Source organism: Rhizobium sp. BK661 (assembly GCF_024808825.1).
GTDB lineage: Bacteria > Pseudomonadota > Alphaproteobacteria > Rhizobiales > Rhizobiaceae > Rhizobium.
Genome location: NZ_JANTYT010000010.1, coordinates 101,407 through 118,107 on the forward strand (window position 1 = coordinate 101,407; position 16,701 = coordinate 118,107).

Consider the following 16,701-nt stretch of genomic DNA (forward strand, 5'->3'; position numbering starts at 1 on the left):
GGCGTCACCTTCGCAAAAGCGCTTCGGGCGAGGTCATGCGACGCCATCCCTGTGTGGCGCAGCGGCCTGCATCTGAAGCAAAAGATTCCTGTTGGTCCAAACAAGCAAGCCGCGAGCCGATTGTTTCGGTTTTATTGAATATGTTTATTTCCGCATAGTGGGAATGATTTCCATTTCTGGGTTGCTTCCTCAGGCCGATCGGCTACGCTTGCAGTCAAGAAATGGAGGATTTCCCATGGCGAAAATGCGAGCTGTCGATGCAGCGGTTCTGGTTCTGGAGAAGGAGGGCATCGACTGTGCCTTCGGTGTTCCGGGCGCGGCAATCAACCCCTTCTACTCCGCCCTGAAGGCCCGCGGCTCGATCCGCCATATCCTGGCTCGCCATGTCGAGGCCGCAAGCCATATGGCAGAGGGCTACACCCGTGCCCGCGCTGGCAACATCGGCGTTTGCGTCGGGACATCAGGACCGGCCGGGACCGACATGATTACCGGTCTCTACTCGGCATCGGCGGATTCAATTCCAATTCTCTGCATAACCGGCCAGGCGCCCCGCGCCCGGCTCGACAAGGAGGATTTTCAGGCGGTCGATATCGCAAAGATCGCGGCGCCCGTCACCAAGTGGGCGGTGACAGTCATGGAGCCGGCGCTTGTCCCCTTCGTCTTCCAGAAGGCGTTCCACGTCATGCGGTCCGGACGCCCGGGTCCGGTTCTCATCGACCTGCCAGTCGATGTCCAGCTCGCCGAAATCGAGTTCGATATCGAAACCTACGCATCGCTCGAGCCCTACAAGCCAACTGCGACGCGTGCCCAGGCCGAAAAAGCCCTTGCGATGTTGAATGCATCCGAGCGACCCTTGATTGTCGCCGGCGGCGGCATCATCAACGCCGACGCCTCGGATCTCCTTGTCGAGTTCGCCGAGATAATCGGTGTTCCTGTCATCCCGACGTTGATGGGCTGGGGTACGATACCGGATGATCATCCCCTGATGGCCGGCATGTGCGGCCTGCAGACGTCGCATCGCTACGGCAACGCCACGCTTGTTGCTTCCGATTTTGTCTTCGGCATTGGCAACCGCTGGGCAAACCGGCATACCGGCAACGTTGCGACCTATACCGAAGGGCGGACGTTCGTCCATGTCGATATCGAGCCCACGCAGATCGGCCGCGTCTTTGCTCCGGACTTCGGCATCGTGTCCGATGCGGGCGCCGCTCTGAAGCTCCTCCTCGATGTGGCGACGGAGTGGAAGGTTGCCGGCAAGTTGCGTGACTGGTCTTCCTGGGCAGAAGAATGCCGGGAACGCAAGCGCACGATGCTGCGAAAGACCCATTTCGATCAGACGCCACTGAAGCCGCAACGCGTTTACGAGGAAATGAACAAGGCGTTCGATCGCGACACCTGCTATGTCTCGACCATCGGTCTGAGCCAGATCGCCGGCGCTCAGTTCCTGCATGTCTACAAGCCGCGCAACTGGATCAATTGCGGCCAGGCAGGTCCGCTTGGCTGGACGTTGCCGGCAGCGCTCGGCGTCCGGGCTGCCGATCCCGATCGACCCATCGTCGCACTTTCCGGCGACTACGATTTCCAGTTCCTCATCGAAGAGCTTGCGGTCGGAGCGCAACATAAGCTGCCCTACCTGCACGTGGTCGTGAACAACTCCTATCTCGGCCTGATCCGCCAGGCCCAGCGGGGGTTCAACATGGATTTTGAGGTGAGCCTTGCCTTCGAAAACATCAACGCTTTAGACGATGCCGAACCAGGCTACGGCGTCGACCACGTAGCGGTCGCCGAAGGTTTGGGCTGCAAGGCGATCCGTGTTCGCAGTCCGAACGAGTTCCAGGAAGCGTTCACCGCGGCAAAGGCACTGATGAAGGAGCATCGGGTCCCTGTTGTCATCGAGTTCATCCTCGAGCGCGTGACCAACATCGCAATGGGCACCGACATCAATGCGGTCGTCGAATTCGAGGAACTCGCCGAGCGGGGCGAGGATGCGCCGACTGCCACGCTTGCCCTCCTGGATTGAAACAGGCGATCAACCAAAACCAGAGGCAGTGAGACCGCAGCATCAAATTGCCTCCAACAGAGAGACGACCCATGCCGAGATTTGCGGCCAATCTAACCATGCTCTTCAACGAGGTGCCGTTCCTCGAACGCTTTTCGCATGCCGCCAAAGCAGGATTTGAGGGCGTCGAGTTTCTCTTTCCTTATGACTTCGACAAGGAGACGCTTCGCAGTGCTCTTACCCGTCATGGCTTGACCCAGGTGCTGCACAACCTGCCAGCTGGCAACTGGGCGGCTGGGGAGCGCGGCATTGCGATCCTGCCTGATCGCATGGACGAGTTTCGTCGCGGCGTCGCCTCTGCGATCGACTATGCGACTGCGCTCGGATGCGGGCAGGTGAACTGCCTGTCTGGCATCATTCCAGCTGGCGTACCTGACGACGTGCTTCGGGCGACCTTTGTCAAAAACCTTAACTTCGCTGCCCGCGAATTGGACAAAAACGGAATCCGGCTTCTGATTGAACCGATCAATCGCTTCGATATTCCGGGCTTCTACCTCAATACGCCCGATCAGGCGGCATCGATCATCGCTGAAGTCGACAGTGAAAATCTCTTCATTCAATACGACCTCTATCACCAGCAACGCACGCAGGGTGAACTGATCGCCACCTTCAGGAAACACCAGGGACGGATAGCCCACGTCCAGCTGGCCGATAATCCAGGCCGTAATGAACCGGGCACGGGCGAGATCGCCTACCCCTTCCTCTTCGATGCGCTGGACAGCCTCGGCTACGACGGCTGGATCGGCTGCGAATACAAACCGCGCACAACCACCGAGGCAGGCCTGGCATGGCTCGCCACTGCAAGCAAAGCGACCGAAAGCGCAAGCATTCTTAAGATCAGGAGCTAGAAAATGGCAACAATCGGATTTATTGGCCTGGGCATCATGGGCACCCCCATGGCACGTCACCTGCAGGACGCGGGGCACACGATCGTCACCTCAAGGTTTTCCATCCCGCCGCGACAGGAACTCGTCGATAACGGCCTGCAGTTCGTCGAAACACCGCGGGCGCTTGCTGAAGCCGTCGACACGATCATCCTGATGCTGCCTGATACGCCCGAGGTCAAGGATGTGCTCTTCGGAGAAAACGGCGTTGCCTTCGGTCTGGCGGCCGGCAAGCTTGTCATCGACATGAGTTCGATCTCGCCGATCGAAACGAAAGACTTCGCGACGAAGATACGCAAGACAGGTGCCGAATACATCGACGCCCCCGTCTCCGGTGGCGAGGTCGGCGCGAAAAACGCCACGCTCTCCATCATGGCGGGTGGTTCGGAGGCAAGCTTCGAGCGGGCGCTACCGTTATTTGAGCTGATGGGAAAGAACATCACCCTTGTCGGCGATTGCGGCGATGGCCAGGTCACAAAGGTCGCCAATCAGATCATCGTCGCATTGACGATCGAGGCCGTTTCTGAAGCGCTCGTCTTTGCGTCGAAGGCGGGAGCGGACCCTGGACGTGTCCGGTCAGCCCTCATGGGAGGCTTTGCGTCGTCGCGCATCCTTGAAGTGCATGGAGAGAGGATGATCAAGCGAACCTTCGACCCGGGCTTTCGCATCTCGCTCCATCAGAAGGACCTCAATCTTGCGCTGCAAGGCGCCAAGGCACTCGGCATCTCGCTTCCGAATACCGCCGCGACACAGGAACTCTTCAACCAGTGCGTCGCAAATGGTGACAGCGGGCTCGATCATTCCGGGCTCGTCAGGGCGCTCGAGCGCATGGCGAACCACGCTGTCGCGTGACCGTGACCTAGCCGGGGAACGAGGTTCCCGGCCGTTCTGACCAGTGGAGAATCCCGATGCCGGCCATTGCCGACCCCCGCGCCTTTCTGGAGGGACTGTTCGATGCCGCGGTCGCCGCCGCCGATCCGGACCGGATGCTCGAACGCTGCCTGCCGGAAACGCCGAAAGGGCGGACCGTGGTGATCGGAGCCGGCAAAGGAGCCGCGCAGATGGCGCGCGCCTTCGAGAAGCTTTGGGACGGGCCGCTTTCTGGTGTCGTGGTCACGCGTTACGGCTTTGCCGTTCCATGTGATCGCATCGAGGTCCTCGAAGCGGCTCATCCGGTACCGGATGAGGGCGGGCTTGCCGCCTCGGCCCGACTGATGTCGACTGTCCGTGGGCTGACGGAGGACGACCTGGTCGTCGCGCTGATTTGCGGTGGCGGTTCTTCTCTTCTTCCAGCACCTGGCGGGGATCTGACGCTTTCCGACGAAGTGGCGGTCAACAAGGCATTGCTTGCCTCAGGTGCCCCGATCGGCGCCATGAATGCCATCCGCAAGCAGATCTCACGCATCAAGGGGGGCCGCCTTGCTGCACTTGCCTATCCGGCACGTGTTGTTTCATTGGTTGTGTCCGATATTCCAGGCGACAACCTCGCTCTTGTCGCGTCTGGACCGACCATCGCTGACACAACATCCCGCCTCGACGCACTCAGTCTCATCGATCAATATCGCCTCGATTTGCCTGAGGCCGTTCTCCGCCATATCCGCAACGGCAAGGACGATGCGCCGCTGCCCAACGATCCCCGCTATGCCCGGAATGATACAAGGCTCGTTGCATCCGCTGCCACCTCGCTCGAAGCCGCCGCTGAGGCAGCGCGCAGATCTGGGGTCGAGGCTGTCATCCTCTCTGACGCGATTGAAGGGGAAGCTTCGGTCGTTGGCGCGGTGCATGCAGCGATTGCCGCCGAAGTCGCGCGCCGGAACCGCCCGTTTCGAAAGCCGATCGTCATTCTTTCCGGTGGCGAGACCACCGTGTCGATCAGAGGTAACGGAAAAGGTGGGCGCAACAGCGAGTTTCTGCTGTCCCTGGCTCGTCGCATAGATGGTCTGGAAACCATCTCGGCACTTGCCGCCGATACCGATGGTATCGACGGTTCCGAAGACAATGCGGGAGCTTTTGCCGACGGTACAACGGTGAGGCGACTCCTCGAAAAACAAAGGGATCCAGCCCAGCTCCTCGCCAACAATGACAGCTGGTCTGCCTTCCACGCACTCGGGGATCTTTTCCTACCAGGACCGACCGGCACCAATGTCAACGACTTTCGCGCCATCCTTGTCCAGTAGTCCGGATCCATGAAACAGGACGCCACTCTGCGAGAGGAACAGGTATGACATCCCCCCAGAGTTCGGCGCAGACGATCATCGAAATGCGCTTGATCGCGAAGCAACTGTTTGCGGCTGGTGTAAATGCGCTATCGTCGGCCGTAACGGGCCCGGTTCACCTTCATCCGCGGACCGCCCAGCTTGCCTGTCTTGGTGCGGTCAGCCGTGCCGCATTCAGGTATTGCCAGACCGTATTGGCGCCCTACGCATCCCTGGCGCCAGCGACATCGGCCTCTGCAACAGAGTTGGTCGCACGCGCAAGAAATGCTGCTCACCTGGAAGGGCCTGTTGCAATCATCGTCGGCCGGACGGGAAAAGGGCACAGCAACGAACATCATGCGCTGAGCTTTGCGCTCGCAATCGAACAGTCACCGCTGCAGCGGCCGTGGATCTTTCTGAGCGGTGCGACCGGTCGTCGTCAATGCCGCTTCCGGTCCGCGGGGGCCATCGTCGATGCCGGCACGTGCTCCTGGATCTGGCCATCTGGAGAGAGACCTCGCGTACCCAGCGACGTTTCATCGTTCCTTGCCGCATCCGGTGACCTCCTGCCGGCTGGCGTCATGTCACCCTATTCGATGAATGTCGATCTGATCATTTTGGCATAGGCGGCCAAATTCCGCGGTTCAAGCCCTCGAGACTGCTGAGGCCATCAAGCCCCAGTCGGCCGGCTTGAGGAAGGTGGGAACCGACCGATAGAAGGCCGGAACCTGCCGCCCCTCATATCCTGTGACAAATGCAAACGGGATCTGCTTCGTTGCCAGGAAGGCGGCGACTGGGTAGACGGTCTGCCCGTTGAGTACGATATCAAGAAGCGCCCCATCCAGCGGTTCATCATCGGTGTCGACAATTCTGAGCGCGTCGCTCACGGTGCTGACCGGCCCCACAACGGTCACGCCCAATTCCCTTAGCCGTTCTTCTGCGTCCAGTGCGACGAGAAATTCATCCTCGACAAGCAAGATCCGTTTTCCCGACAACTCACAAAAGCGCTCCTCGCGGCTAAATTGTTTTCTCGCGACCACACGGCAAAGGCTCTCGAGCCGATCAGGAATGATAAGGCCCCGTCCATACATAACGATGACAAATCGGGCAAATTCCTCGCGCTGATCCTGCTGCGATGTAAACCAGCTCTCGGCACTGATGCAGTCGAATACACCTTGCATGATTGCAAGATCATTTCCGTCAAACGTCCCATACAAGAAGCCAGGAATCGACATGAATGGTGCTCCGAACCTTGCGACAAGCAGAGCTCCATTTTGTTTCATGCTGTGATTCGCGAATCAACAGATCATCTGCCTTTCGGAAGAACTGTACGCTAGCGCTCAATCGGTCCAACGTGCCCTCCTCGGGGGTGGTCAGCAGATTAATCGGTATAGTCAGCAAGCGTATCTGTGCGGCAGGCCTGCATGCGGCGAGCCACCCGGTGCATGACCATAGCGCGTTCGTAGGCAAAAAAATCATGGCCCTGTGCGGGCACGCAGCAATGCAACGATGCGGCGAAGATCATTTGCGGCCCATCATTTCGAGCGAGCGGACCACTTCTTTGCTGTGCGCCACCTCGACCAGACGCTGTACCGGGCAGGGGGATGGGGCAAGGAAGTCCGCCGCTCCGGTCGCAATCGCATTCTGTGGCGTTGCATTGAAGCCCGCCTCCCAAGGCTCCTGCGTCCTTGACGAGAAACGCCAATGCCGCCCTGATGTCGCCGACGACATTCGCACACGCTTTTCCGACAGTGTCGTTGGACGGCCGGACGGAATGATCTGTTTCCTGCACCTCGAGAGGATGTTTGGTCGGGAAGACAAGCTGACGGCCAGGGCCGCCTGACCTTTGCGGCTTTGCGGCCGGCCCGCCTGATGTTGCCGGCAACCTGCCGAAATGGAGCGCGATACTCGGCCTGACATATTAGGGATTGCTTAACCTGTCTTCGCTATCGTCGTCATTGTCACGGACAGGTTATCGTGACAGGCAACACGGAAATGACAAAGGCTCGTCTCCCGTTTCGCGTGACGAGCCTTTTCTTGTTCGACGGAAAGCTATGCAATCGAATCATGGCTGAGATCGCAAGCTCGCGCTCAAAAAGGCGGGTGCTTGTCGCATTGGCGCAAGTACCGTCGGCGGTTTCCAAGCTTGGTCGTATGAGTAAGCGCGAACTCGACGATTTCGGTATTGCAGGCTCCGAGATCGCGAATATCGCGAGAGACTCGCTGGGCAGCCAAACTCCGAGGTCATGAGTGAACTTCAAAAGGCCCGCGCTCAAGTCGCGGGCGTTTCATTGTTTTCTGGTGTGTATTTTCGGATATGCGCTGAGCGCATGTCTCCGTTGCGAAGATTTGCGTACTATTTGTGCGATCGGGTTGGTATGACAATTTCAACGACGCACTACACCTCCTCCCGTAGCGCTGCGTTACGTGAAGGGCCAACCCTCCTCCCATGGCTCTTTGCATTGGACAGCAACAATCCTCCTCCCAGTTGCTGTTCTACTCTTTCAGAAGAGCCTGCCGCACCTCCTCCCGCGGCAGGCTTTTTTGTGGCATTATGGAACAATTGCCACAAGATTCCGATGAACGCTGATTCTATCTCCTGATGGTGCCTCGGGAGGGCTGCGTATGGTCGAAGGTGCAGGGGAGTTGGAAGCGAAGCTGGGCGAGATCGGCGGCCTTACGGAAGAGCTGCAGGGGAGATCGCAGTCCTCGTGTAATCCGCTTGGTGGCAACACCTCCTTCATGCCGCTCTTTTGCTTTCTGGCATAGCAGAACGATGCGGGCTGCGGGCCTTCCGACACCGCTCCGGTGGTATGTTCAAATTGTTTTTTGGCCTCAATGTCTTCGCAGGGCTGCGGTCACACCGCGGGGAACAGAGCCTTACGTCATCCGTTCTTCAATGACATATTTCATTGGAGTAAGTTCATGAAGACGAACGACACGAACGCTACAGCCGAACAACGTCGACCAAAGGGTGTCAAACCGGTCCCTGAAAAGCCAGAGCCCGCGGACAGGGAATCCCTTGCGCCGACAACGGTTCAGCCTTCGGGCGCCAAGGACCAAAGTGAGCGTCCTGTGGTAAATCCCGTAACGGGGGCGCCATTCTAAGAGCCATCATATGGAAAGGCCTGTCGCGTCGACAATGCCAGTCTCATTTCAACCTCGCTTTTTCACGTGCATGAAAAGAATGGCTCAACCGGAGGCAGACCAATGCGTGAACGTCTAAAACTTATCTGCCTTTGTACCATGGCATCCCTTTGGTCCTCCTCCCTGGTCTCGGCTGAGGAGACAACCGATCAGATTGTGAACGGAAAGATATCCGATCCCCGAATCGCTGAGTGCGGTGTTCGTATCTCTTCCGGCCTGATCGTTCCATTTCTGGAGGCGAATGCCGATTTTGACGGGTCATACGAAATTGCGGTGTCCAAACACTCGTCCTCCGGTACGTCTCAGACCCGTCAAACCAATCAGATCAAAGGTGGGGCGATGGCAGTGGTGCAAATTGCCGTCGATGTGCCCGCTACCGCTGAATTGGACCTGCAGGTGAGCGACAAGGAGGGCCGCATGGTATGCGTTTTACAGCAGACGGTTAATCTCGAAGCGGGGCCGCTCAGGATCTGACAGGCAGCACGCTGCGTCCTTAGCAAGGCTTAAAAAAAACGTAAGAGCACCCTTCGCTGAGCAGGTTGTTCACTTCAATGCCTCGTTGTGCACTTGCCTGCCGCGGCCGCCACAGCGGCGATCTCGGTTTCGACCGCGTCCATCATAGTCAGTGCACGTTGCAACAATCCAGCACCATCGGGATCGGACAGAAAACTCGCGACGTGAAGGCCCTCACAAATCTTGTCGAGAAGTTCAACGATATCGTTTCTGCCAATGCTCCGCATGTTGCGTGACAGCTCCCGCATGCGATCACGGGCTTCGGCTACCACGACCTTCCGCTGTTCCAGCGAAAGGTCGTGAAACTCACGTACACTCTGATGTTTTGGAGATTCCACGCCTTTTCTCCCGCAAACCGCATTCTACGAGACAGGGAAAGCTATGGATCACTTTAACCCCGTTCGTCGCCCTCAGGAGCCGGTCCCGAGCGTTTGTCTGAGATGGGTAATCAGGATGCGAGCAAGACCCTGAGATCCGCCTTTCTGCGAACAAGATCGGCAGCGGTATATCGGTCAAAGACCGAACGAAAGCCGGGTGGCCTCGGAAAGAATGGGGGCATCCTGCACGCCAGGGAAACAAGGCACTCCGGGCACTCGAGCAACTTCCATCCTTTTGAAATTCACGCCGAAATCTGTTCATCCGTGGGTCCGAACAGGATATGCTTTCGATCGATGCCGGCGTCGCTCAGTCCACCGACGAGGGCCTGGAGGAACGGCCGTGGCCCGCAAGGATAGAAGCACGCCTCAGCCGAAACGGTATTGGACTGTCGCCCCGGCACATGAGGCGTAAGCGAAATCATGTCGGGGCTTGCCTGGGGGGTTGCTTCGCAGACTGATCACTCAATTGGGAAGGAAACAGGCCTGAGTCGGCGGGCCTGCAGGTGAGACCGAGTGCATGGCAGCATGCGAAGACCGGATCGCTGACACCGTGGGCATCGACATGGGGCCCGGTAACGGCGAGACCAGCATTCCATCAGTGCGTCGAGGACATGAACCGCGTCGCTTGCGGCCGCGGCGCTGATCTCTATGAAAGAGTCCTTATCGGCCCGAGACCGCATTGTAGAGCTTGATGGTTGGATTCATGCCGCACCGCCCGCGGTCGAACGGCGGGCGCTTTTTATGACGCCGGCGAAAAACTGCGCCTCGTCCGGGCTGCCCTGGGCCTAAGGCGAAGGCCGCCGACCTTTGCGCCGAGCTCGGCGTCACCAGGCAGACAAGGTATCGATTTGTTGGCGCTAAGGGCCAATGCTTGGTCGTGAAAATTCCTCGCCGGTCACAAGCGTCAGGTGGGGCAGAGAACTTCGCGCCTTCTGCGGGGAATCTTTGCCGTTGCCCGAAAGAAAACATCGCGGCGAACACGCTGCAGGTTGCATCCACCGGAGAATTTCATCTCAGCCGAGATCGCTCCGTGCAGAAGTTCCCCTAACTCTGTCTTCCTGCTATCGTGGAAATGAGGGACGGCTCATGAGTGAGAACCGCAAGCTCGCCGCAATTCTGGCCGCGGACGTAGTCGGATACAGCCGGCTCGCCAGCGAGGACGAAGATCGCACCCTTGCAAGGTTGCGGGCACTGCGCAGCGACCTCATCGATCCAACCATCGCCGTGCACCACGGCCGTGTCATCAAGCGCACCGGAGACGGAGCGCTGGTTGAATTCCGCAGCGTTGTCGATGCCGTGCGCTGCGCCATCGAGGTGCAGAACGGCATGGTCGAGCGCAATGCCGGCGTTCAGCAGGATCGGCGCATCGAGTTCCGGATTGGCATCCATCTGGGAGATGTAGTGGAGGAAAGCGATGGTGACCTGATGGGCGACGGCGTCAACATTGCCTCGCGTCTGGAGGGTATCGCTGCCCCCGGAGCCGTTTGCCTGTCCGAAGACGCCTATCGCCAGGTCAGGGCGAGGCTCGATCTCTCCGTCAGCGATCTCGGCAACACGCATCTAAAGAACATAGCCGAGCCAATCCGGATCTATTCGCTCCAGATCGGCGCGGCCGCGGAGGCAAAGCCAGCAGTGACCGCCGGCGCTGTTGCTCGTGCGCCGGCCCCATTGCCACCCGAGCTCTCGATTGCCGTCCTGCCCTTCGTCAACATGAGCGGCGATGCCGAGCAGGAGTACTTCGCCGACGGCATCTCCGAAGATATCATCACCGCTTTGTCGAAGCTGTCGCAGTTGTTCGTCATCGCTCGCAACTCGTCGTTTACGTTCAAGGGCCGGAACGTGAACGTGCAGGAGGTGGGCCACAGCCTCAATGTGCGCTACGTGCTGGAAGGGAGCGTGCGCAAATCAGGCAATACGGTGAGGATCACCGCGCAGCTCATCAATGCGATCACTGGCGGCCACCATTGGGCTGAGCGTTTCGACCGCGACCTCAGCGATATCTTCGCGGTGCAGGATGACGTCACCCAGCAGATCGTCGGTGCTCTGCAAGTCAAGCTCACGGCCGGGAATCAGCAGCGGCTCGCAACCGAGCAGACCCAAAATCTGGAGGCTTATGACTTCTTCCTCCGGGGGCGTGAACAGATGTGGCGACTGACGAGAGAGCAGAACATTCAGGGCCGCCAATTGTTGCAACGCGCCATTGATCTGGACCCAAAATTCGCCCCGGCCCACGCGTTCCTCGCCGTCGCGCACGCGCTCGCCTACGTCAACCAGTGGAGCGAATCGCCGTTGAGATCGCTGGAACAGGCGTCCGGATCTGCGACGCAGGCGGTGGCGATCGACGATCGATATCCGTACGCCCATTGGGCGATGGGCGTCGTCAATTTGTACCTGCGACGGCTTGACGTGGCCATCCGGGAGGCTGAATGCGCGATCGCGCTTGCTCCCAACCTTGTCGAGGGTCACGAGAGCCTCGGGAACGCGCTTCACTATGCGGGCAGGCCCGACGAAGCCCTCGTTTGTTTCGAGCGGGCAATGGCCCTAAATCCATATTATCCGGACATCTTCCTGCACTTCCACGCACAGGCAATGTTCCAGCTGGGCAGGTACGAGGAGGCCGTTGCCATCCTGAAGCGACGGCTTGTCCGCAATCCATTCACCGACATCTCACGCGTGTTGCTGGCGGCGAGCTATGGTCACCTGGGCCGCTTCGCGGAAGCGCGCGGGGAGTGGGAGGAAGTGTTCCGGATCAATCCCGATTATTCCCTGGAGCACAGGCGAAAAGTGCTACCCTACAAAAACCCTGCCGATTTCGAGCGCATTGTCGACGGCTTGCGCAAGGCTGGCCTCACCGACTGATTGTCATCGCCCGGGATCGTCGCCAGCTTTCATGCGGCTCCGCCAATCGGCCAGTCTCTCGCGCATATCTGTCCCGCGTCCTGTTCAGGCGCGTGATAGCGTCATCAATGAGCCGGCCCCGCGATGGCCGTCGAAAGGATTTGGCTTGAAGACAGGGCGCTACAATGATCAGACGCGTGCTGCACAGCCGACGTCACTTGATGAGGTGCAGGCTCGCAACAAAATGGGTGCCGTTGGATCTGGTATATTCAAACGATCCTTTGAGCTGTTTGACGAAGGCAGCGATCAGCCGCGTTCCCATGCCTGGTTTTTTCGTCTGTCCACCGTAACCGATGCCGTTATCGGAGACGACCAGTTGGCAGACCTCATTGTCGAGAACCTTCAGCCCCACGTGAATTCGCCCAGCCTGCCGGCCCCTGAACGCATATTTCATGCTGTTGGCAACGAGTTCGTTGAGAAGCAGGGCGAGCGGGGTAGCCTTGTCGGCGGCGACAACAAAATCATCAACATCAAACGTCGTTTCAATGTTGAGGGCGTGCATGTTGACAAGCTTCCCGACAAATCCCGGTACGAAATCACGAGCCGCCACTCCCGCGAATTGGTCAAACCCGTACATTTGCTCATGCACTGCCGACATCGCGGAGATCCGTTCATTGACCTTGCTGACAGCTTCGGGCTCGAACCCCTGCATGCGAATGAGTGCTATAACAGTCTGGAGATTGTTTTTGACGCGGTGGTGGATTTCTCGCATCAACATCTCGTTCGCCTTCACTGCGTCCGCGAGTTCCAATACGTGCACCGCATCGACGCGAATGAGGCCGCGTATCCAGTAAGCTGCAGCAAGCGCGCCGATGACGGCCAGAATGATCATGGCGATCGCGATCTCCACGTCATTCCAAAAGGGCTGCATGATCAGCGCCATATCTGCGGACGCAATAGCCACGAAGGGGGTGCGTTCGATTATTCGATAGGCGACCAGCCGGTCCTGGTCATCCACCGGGGAGCGCGCGCGGTAGACGCCTGTCGTCGATTTTTTCATGTAGTCGGTGAAGAGCACATAGTCCTTCATGTTGACCGGCCCGTCAGGTTCCGGATGGCGTGCGACAAGCTGCCCGTCGCGCCGGATCAGGCTCACTGTCGAGTTTTTTCCCAGCGCCACGGCGTCCCACACCGGCTTCAGGATGCTCGCATCAAAAGCAATGACGGCCGCGCCGGCAAACATGCCATTGCGCTCCAGTCTGCGGCTGAAAACGAAGATCTGGCGACCGGAAAGACGGCTCTGGATCAAAGCGGACGTGTAGTCATCCGCCCCGTTGCGAAGTCGCACGAAGTAGTCCCGGTCGGTGATATCGACCTTGCGGAGGTTGGGGTCGTTGGAAAACAGTGTCCGCCCGTCCGGTCCAAGCACATAAGCGGTCACCTGCGAGGGCAGATCCGCGACAGCCGCGTTCAGGTCGTGGACTCGCTCGGGGCCCGGCACTGGAATGTTTGCTCCAAGACTATCATCGATCCGGTGCAGCGTTTCCCGTGCCAGCGAATTCATCCATATGGCATTCGCCGCCACAATCTTCGACGCCGCGATGATGCGTTCGTCGCCGCGATGGACGGTCGTTCGATAACTCGTTACCAGCCAGACAGACAAAACGCCAAGCAGGGCAAAGAACATCAAAACGATGATCGCAACTGATGCCTTTCCCAGTGAAGTCTCAGCTTTGTCGCGCTTCGTCATCAATCCTGTCTTGCTCACCACATGGAGGCGGGAAGAATGTTGTAACGTGCTAGGCGTTCGGCGCAACGGGGTTTGCGGTCAGCGTCGTGACTTCCCTGGAAACGAGGAGCTTTCAAGGCGGCGCGAGGCCGGCAGGAGAACACGAAATCCTCGCCAATTCAGAAACATAGGGCGGGTTGTAAATAATCTCTTATCGTTTGTACGGTTTTTGACCAAGACGCGGGAAGCTGAGGGGCCCGATCTCTCTTCTGTGCGTTATCTGGGATGTCCAGACCATCCGGCGGGTCAATCAGGCCGGATTTCCGTGTAACGTCGGGCGAGCGAGGGACTTCGGCCGAGGAGGGCGCATGGACGTCGTCCATCGGCATTCAGGACCGGTCCCGCTTAGCCGGTTAGGTTCCCTATACGTTCCCATCTCCTCGGAACCGGACGACTCCTCGACCGTTGTTGATTAGAGTCGACAAGGAGTAAAAGATGACGTCGAGGACAAATTTGGTCGAGGTTGCGGTCACTTCGAAAGGCGAGCGTCTGGCCCTGGGGATCATGAACGCAAAGCAGGCCCTTTCCCTTGCCGAAGCTATCGAGATCGAGATTTCCCATCCTGATCACGAGACAGGCCACAGGTACATTTATCGATCGGGAGAGTTGAAAGCGCGCACCAGCCGCGACATGTAGCATTTGCAGGGGATGTCGCGGTTCAACCCATGCATCCGACGCTTGACTGGTATGATTTGTGTCTTCGTGCCGCAACCATTATTTGCGGAGTAATCAGTTGACTTCACCTTGGAAAAAACGCCGCGACCCGGCAATCGGGCTGCACGTAAGGAGGCATCGTGAACATCATTTCGAAGACATTGGACGAGATGACGCGGGTTGAACGTTCCAGCTTGCTGGAAGCGGTCGCCAGCGCGCTCGAGGCGACGGCAAGTGAGGCAGAGGAAAACGGTGATGCACGTTTCGTTGCCAACTCCACCTGCTTGGCAAACACCATTCGCGGTTTATCCGGAGATCTCGCACCCCGAGAGATGGCGGCCGCAGAATTGCTTCTTGAGCAGGGTATTATGCTGATGCACCAGTTTTCCAACAGATCGAAGCCCGAGACTCTTCTCAACTAGGCCCGTGCCCCGGCGGGTCCAGGATCTCGGGGCAACGCTCTCGGAACCCGAGCCAACCCAGATGGCGTTCCCGGCGCCGTGGGCGGTCGACGACGCGCTGCTTTTCCAATGCCCATCGATCATGCGAAAACATTGGTTGACTACGAAACGAATTCGTCTAGTTTCCTAGTCAACGAATTGGTTGCCGCTCAATGGTATCTGACCTTACCTCCCATACAGGCTATTGGATGAGAATGATATCCAATGCCGTTTCACACGGGTTCGCTCGACGCCTTGCCGTGGAGGACGTAACGGTCGCCGAGTGGGTACTCATGCGTTCGCTCTATGATGAGGGGCCAATCTCTCCGTCAGTCCTGGCAGAGAAAATGCACATGACCAAAGGCACGGTCAGCAAGCTCGCTGATCGCCTCGCGACAAAAGCCTTCATCGACCGCATCGGGAATGATCGGGATCGGCGCGCCCACAGCTTGGTCCTGACTGTGGCGGGACGTGAAAAGGTTCCGCGCCTGGCGGCTCTGGCGGATCAAAACGACGCAGAGTATTTCGACGTGTTAACCGGGCAGGAGCGTGTCGCGCTTGATGAGATTTTGAAATCACTCGTCCAGAGACGAGGACTGAAGACCGTACCGGTGAAGTAGGGGCCGGACAGACCAATCTATCAACGAACAGGAGAGCTGCCATGGATGCGGAACAGATTTCTGTTGCACGGACCTGCCTCAAGGCGGCGCATGACGGCGACCTCAGTTTCCCGGATATCGTTGGCAAACTCATCGACGTCGGCTTCGAAGGCTATGCGGTGGATTACCGGCGCCACTGTCAGTCCTTCTATCTGCCGGACGGGGACAGCCTGACCCTTGACATGGATTCGTCGGGTCCTGTTGCAGCGCGGTTTGACCCGGCCCGGATCGAGCGACTCGTCCGTTGGGCGCAGGCCAATGGACCGGACTATAGCTACAAGGCCTTCTCAGAGCAGGCAAAGGCAGCCGGTTGTGCTGGCTATCTCGTATCCTTCCTGGGGCGCAGGGTCGTCTATTTTGGTCGCACGGCTGAAACTCACATCGAATTTTTTCCAAGCTGACGCAGTTGGGGTGCCGGAATGCCCTCGTTGCCGTGGGTCATGACGCACAAGCCCAGGCGCATGGGTGTGGGGGAGGACGCAACGTCTAAATTCCTACTATATGAGCAGGCATAAAGTATCTGCCGGCGTTTATATAAGAGTCATTTTAGTAGATCTTTTTTGGTGATTTGTACGAGAAAGCAATCGAAAGAAAAAATTGCTAACCTTTCGATAACCTGATGCTGAAATTCTATGCAGGGTTTTCCGGACAATTGGGAAAAGGCACTACAAACATGTTCATCGTGGCAGTCTCAGACAATGGGCAGGAAAGAAATATTGTCGCCAACGAAGTCATTCTGTCGAACGGTAAAGTCCTTGTTCAGGCTGGGGGCCAGCGGCACGAATTTGCAATCGCCGCACTGATTGATGTCGTGCCTGTCCAGGCAGGCATCATCCGTTGTGGCCATACGCTTCTCGAGCGCGGCCCGGTGCTTAACTGAAGCGCCAGGGATGCCGGCCTCAGGCCACGCTCGTCAGTTGATGTCGATATCGGTAAACAGCAGCGTGATCTCGGGATGATTTTCGATGATGCCTATCGCCGCGGCGGCGCCCGAAGCCTCGAGGACGGTAAAGCCCTCATCCTGGAGATCGCCACGATCGCAAGGCGCAGGAGCGGTTCGTCCTCCACGACAAGGACCGTAGCTGATCGGCGAGGCAGGGGTTCACTTCTCGATGACATTAATCAACTTTTCCGCCAGGAGTTGGT

At 58.3% G+C, this 16,701-nt stretch carries 18 protein-coding genes; 14 read left to right on the top strand and 4 right to left on the bottom strand.

Features of this window, described 5'->3' with window-relative positions; all coding sequences use genetic code 11:
- Window positions 1–235 precede the first annotated feature (235 nt).
- The 5 genes from gcl to FHX16_RS20135 all read left to right on the top strand — a co-directional run bounded on the left by gcl (window position 236) and on the right by FHX16_RS20135 (window position 5,764).
- Entirely contained in the window at window positions 236–2,020 is a 1,785-nt protein-coding gene (gene gcl, locus FHX16_RS20115; RefSeq protein WP_183756662.1) for a glyoxylate carboligase, read from the top strand.
- A 71-nt stretch (window positions 2,021–2,091) separates the two neighbouring features.
- Window positions 2,092–2,907, top strand: a complete 816-nt coding sequence (hyi, locus tag FHX16_RS20120) for a hydroxypyruvate isomerase (protein ID WP_259129952.1) — start codon at window positions 2,092–2,094, stop codon at window positions 2,905–2,907.
- A 3-nt stretch (window positions 2,908–2,910) separates the two neighbouring features.
- The gene (locus tag FHX16_RS20125) at window positions 2,911–3,795 is read left to right on the top strand and encodes a 2-hydroxy-3-oxopropionate reductase (protein WP_259129953.1); all 885 of its coding nucleotides are present in this window, start codon (window positions 2,911–2,913) and stop codon (window positions 3,793–3,795) included.
- Between the two features lie 56 nt (window positions 3,796–3,851).
- Complete coding sequence (locus FHX16_RS20130) at window positions 3,852–5,120, top strand: glycerate kinase (protein WP_259129954.1); 1,269 nt, start codon at window positions 3,852–3,854, stop codon at window positions 5,118–5,120.
- A 44-nt stretch (window positions 5,121–5,164) separates the two neighbouring features.
- A complete protein-coding gene (locus tag FHX16_RS20135) occupies window positions 5,165–5,764 on the top strand; it encodes a hypothetical protein (protein ID WP_183756666.1) in 600 nt (199 codons plus the stop codon).
- Between the two features lie 18 nt (window positions 5,765–5,782).
- On the opposite strand, the gene FHX16_RS20140 is transcribed toward FHX16_RS20135, so the two are convergent.
- Both FHX16_RS20140 and FHX16_RS31605 read right to left on the bottom strand, forming a co-directional pair.
- Complete coding sequence (locus FHX16_RS20140) at window positions 5,783–6,373, bottom strand: hypothetical protein (RefSeq protein WP_259129956.1); 591 nt, start codon at window positions 6,371–6,373, stop codon at window positions 5,783–5,785.
- Between the two features lie 146 nt (window positions 6,374–6,519).
- The gene (locus FHX16_RS31605; RefSeq protein WP_348649630.1) at window positions 6,520–6,663 is read right to left on the bottom strand and encodes a hypothetical protein; all 144 of its coding nucleotides are present in this window, start codon (window positions 6,661–6,663) and stop codon (window positions 6,520–6,522) included.
- Window positions 6,664–7,763: 1,100 nt separating this feature from the next.
- Here FHX16_RS31605 and FHX16_RS20145 point away from each other — a divergent pair.
- From FHX16_RS20145 to csgH, 3 genes are all read left to right on the top strand, one after another.
- A complete protein-coding gene (locus FHX16_RS20145) occupies window positions 7,764–7,907 on the top strand; it encodes a hypothetical protein (RefSeq protein WP_259129957.1) in 144 nt (47 codons plus the stop codon).
- Window positions 7,908–8,063: 156 nt separating this feature from the next.
- Complete coding sequence (locus FHX16_RS20150) at window positions 8,064–8,246, top strand: hypothetical protein (protein WP_259129959.1); 183 nt, start codon at window positions 8,064–8,066, stop codon at window positions 8,244–8,246.
- A gap of 102 nt (window positions 8,247–8,348) precedes the next feature.
- On the top strand, window positions 8,349–8,759 hold the full coding sequence (gene csgH, locus FHX16_RS20155) for a curli-like amyloid fiber formation chaperone CsgH (protein ID WP_183864258.1): 411 nt from the start codon (window positions 8,349–8,351) through the stop codon (window positions 8,757–8,759).
- A gap of 74 nt (window positions 8,760–8,833) precedes the next feature.
- Here the strand turns inward: csgH and FHX16_RS20160 are convergent, their stop codons facing one another.
- Window positions 8,834–9,136, bottom strand: a complete 303-nt coding sequence (locus FHX16_RS20160) for a hypothetical protein (RefSeq protein WP_259129961.1) — start codon at window positions 9,134–9,136, stop codon at window positions 8,834–8,836.
- A gap of 1,125 nt (window positions 9,137–10,261) precedes the next feature.
- On the opposite strand from FHX16_RS20160, the gene FHX16_RS20170 reads away from it, so the two are divergent.
- Window positions 10,262–12,034, top strand: a complete 1,773-nt coding sequence (locus FHX16_RS20170; protein WP_259129963.1) for an adenylate/guanylate cyclase domain-containing protein — start codon at window positions 10,262–10,264, stop codon at window positions 12,032–12,034.
- Window positions 12,035–12,227: 193 nt separating this feature from the next.
- On the opposite strand, the gene FHX16_RS20175 is transcribed toward FHX16_RS20170, so the two are convergent.
- A complete protein-coding gene (locus tag FHX16_RS20175) occupies window positions 12,228–13,763 on the bottom strand; it encodes a sensor histidine kinase (RefSeq protein ID WP_259129964.1) in 1,536 nt (511 codons plus the stop codon).
- Between the two features lie 474 nt (window positions 13,764–14,237).
- Here FHX16_RS20175 and FHX16_RS20180 point away from each other — a divergent pair, with 474 nt between their 5' ends.
- The 5 genes from FHX16_RS20180 (at window position 14,238) to FHX16_RS20200 (ending at window position 16,435) form a co-directional block, all read left to right on the top strand.
- On the top strand, window positions 14,238–14,438 hold the full coding sequence (locus tag FHX16_RS20180; protein WP_259129966.1) for a hypothetical protein: 201 nt from the start codon (window positions 14,238–14,240) through the stop codon (window positions 14,436–14,438).
- Window positions 14,439–14,596: 158 nt separating this feature from the next.
- A complete protein-coding gene (locus tag FHX16_RS20185) occupies window positions 14,597–14,878 on the top strand; it encodes a hypothetical protein (RefSeq protein WP_183756672.1) in 282 nt (93 codons plus the stop codon).
- 227 nt (window positions 14,879–15,105) lie between these two features.
- Window positions 15,106–15,516, top strand: a complete 411-nt coding sequence (locus tag FHX16_RS20190; protein WP_246712727.1) for a MarR family winged helix-turn-helix transcriptional regulator — start codon at window positions 15,106–15,108, stop codon at window positions 15,514–15,516.
- A 41-nt stretch (window positions 15,517–15,557) separates the two neighbouring features.
- A complete protein-coding gene (locus FHX16_RS20195; RefSeq protein ID WP_183864262.1) occupies window positions 15,558–15,956 on the top strand; it encodes a DUF1398 domain-containing protein in 399 nt (132 codons plus the stop codon).
- A gap of 218 nt (window positions 15,957–16,174) precedes the next feature.
- On the top strand, window positions 16,175–16,435 hold the full coding sequence (locus FHX16_RS20200; protein ID WP_183756674.1) for a hypothetical protein: 261 nt from the start codon (window positions 16,175–16,177) through the stop codon (window positions 16,433–16,435).
- The last annotated feature ends 266 nt before the right edge of the window (window positions 16,436–16,701 follow it).

Excerpts from the sequence above, each read along its gene's own strand:
- gcl (WP_183756662.1), top strand. The coding sequence starts at position 236 with ATGGCGAAAATGCGAGCTGTCGATGCAGCGGTTCTGGTTCTGGAGAAG.
- hyi (WP_259129952.1), top strand. The coding sequence starts at position 2,092 with ATGCCGAGATTTGCGGCCAATCTAACCATGCTCTTCAACGAGGTGCCG.
- FHX16_RS20125 (WP_259129953.1), top strand. The coding sequence starts at position 2,911 with ATGGCAACAATCGGATTTATTGGCCTGGGCATCATGGGCACCCCCATG.
- FHX16_RS20130 (WP_259129954.1), top strand. The coding sequence starts at position 3,852 with ATGCCGGCCATTGCCGACCCCCGCGCCTTTCTGGAGGGACTGTTCGAT.
- FHX16_RS20135 (WP_183756666.1), top strand. The coding sequence starts at position 5,165 with ATGACATCCCCCCAGAGTTCGGCGCAGACGATCATCGAAATGCGCTTG.
- FHX16_RS20140 (WP_259129956.1), bottom strand. The coding sequence starts at position 6,373 with ATGTCGATTCCTGGCTTCTTGTATGGGACGTTTGACGGAAATGATCTT.
- FHX16_RS31605 (WP_348649630.1), bottom strand. The coding sequence starts at position 6,663 with ATGATCTTCGCCGCATCGTTGCATTGCTGCGTGCCCGCACAGGGCCAT.
- FHX16_RS20145 (WP_259129957.1), top strand. The coding sequence starts at position 7,764 with ATGGTCGAAGGTGCAGGGGAGTTGGAAGCGAAGCTGGGCGAGATCGGC.
- FHX16_RS20150 (WP_259129959.1), top strand. The coding sequence starts at position 8,064 with ATGAAGACGAACGACACGAACGCTACAGCCGAACAACGTCGACCAAAG.
- csgH (WP_183864258.1), top strand. The coding sequence starts at position 8,349 with ATGCGTGAACGTCTAAAACTTATCTGCCTTTGTACCATGGCATCCCTT.
- FHX16_RS20170 (WP_259129963.1), top strand. The coding sequence starts at position 10,262 with ATGAGTGAGAACCGCAAGCTCGCCGCAATTCTGGCCGCGGACGTAGTC.
- FHX16_RS20175 (WP_259129964.1), bottom strand. The coding sequence starts at position 13,763 with ATGACGAAGCGCGACAAAGCTGAGACTTCACTGGGAAAGGCATCAGTT.
- FHX16_RS20180 (WP_259129966.1), top strand. The coding sequence starts at position 14,238 with ATGACGTCGAGGACAAATTTGGTCGAGGTTGCGGTCACTTCGAAAGGC.
- FHX16_RS20190 (WP_246712727.1), top strand. The coding sequence starts at position 15,106 with ATGAGAATGATATCCAATGCCGTTTCACACGGGTTCGCTCGACGCCTT.
- FHX16_RS20195 (WP_183864262.1), top strand. The coding sequence starts at position 15,558 with ATGGATGCGGAACAGATTTCTGTTGCACGGACCTGCCTCAAGGCGGCG.
- FHX16_RS20200 (WP_183756674.1), top strand. The coding sequence starts at position 16,175 with ATGCTGAAATTCTATGCAGGGTTTTCCGGACAATTGGGAAAAGGCACT.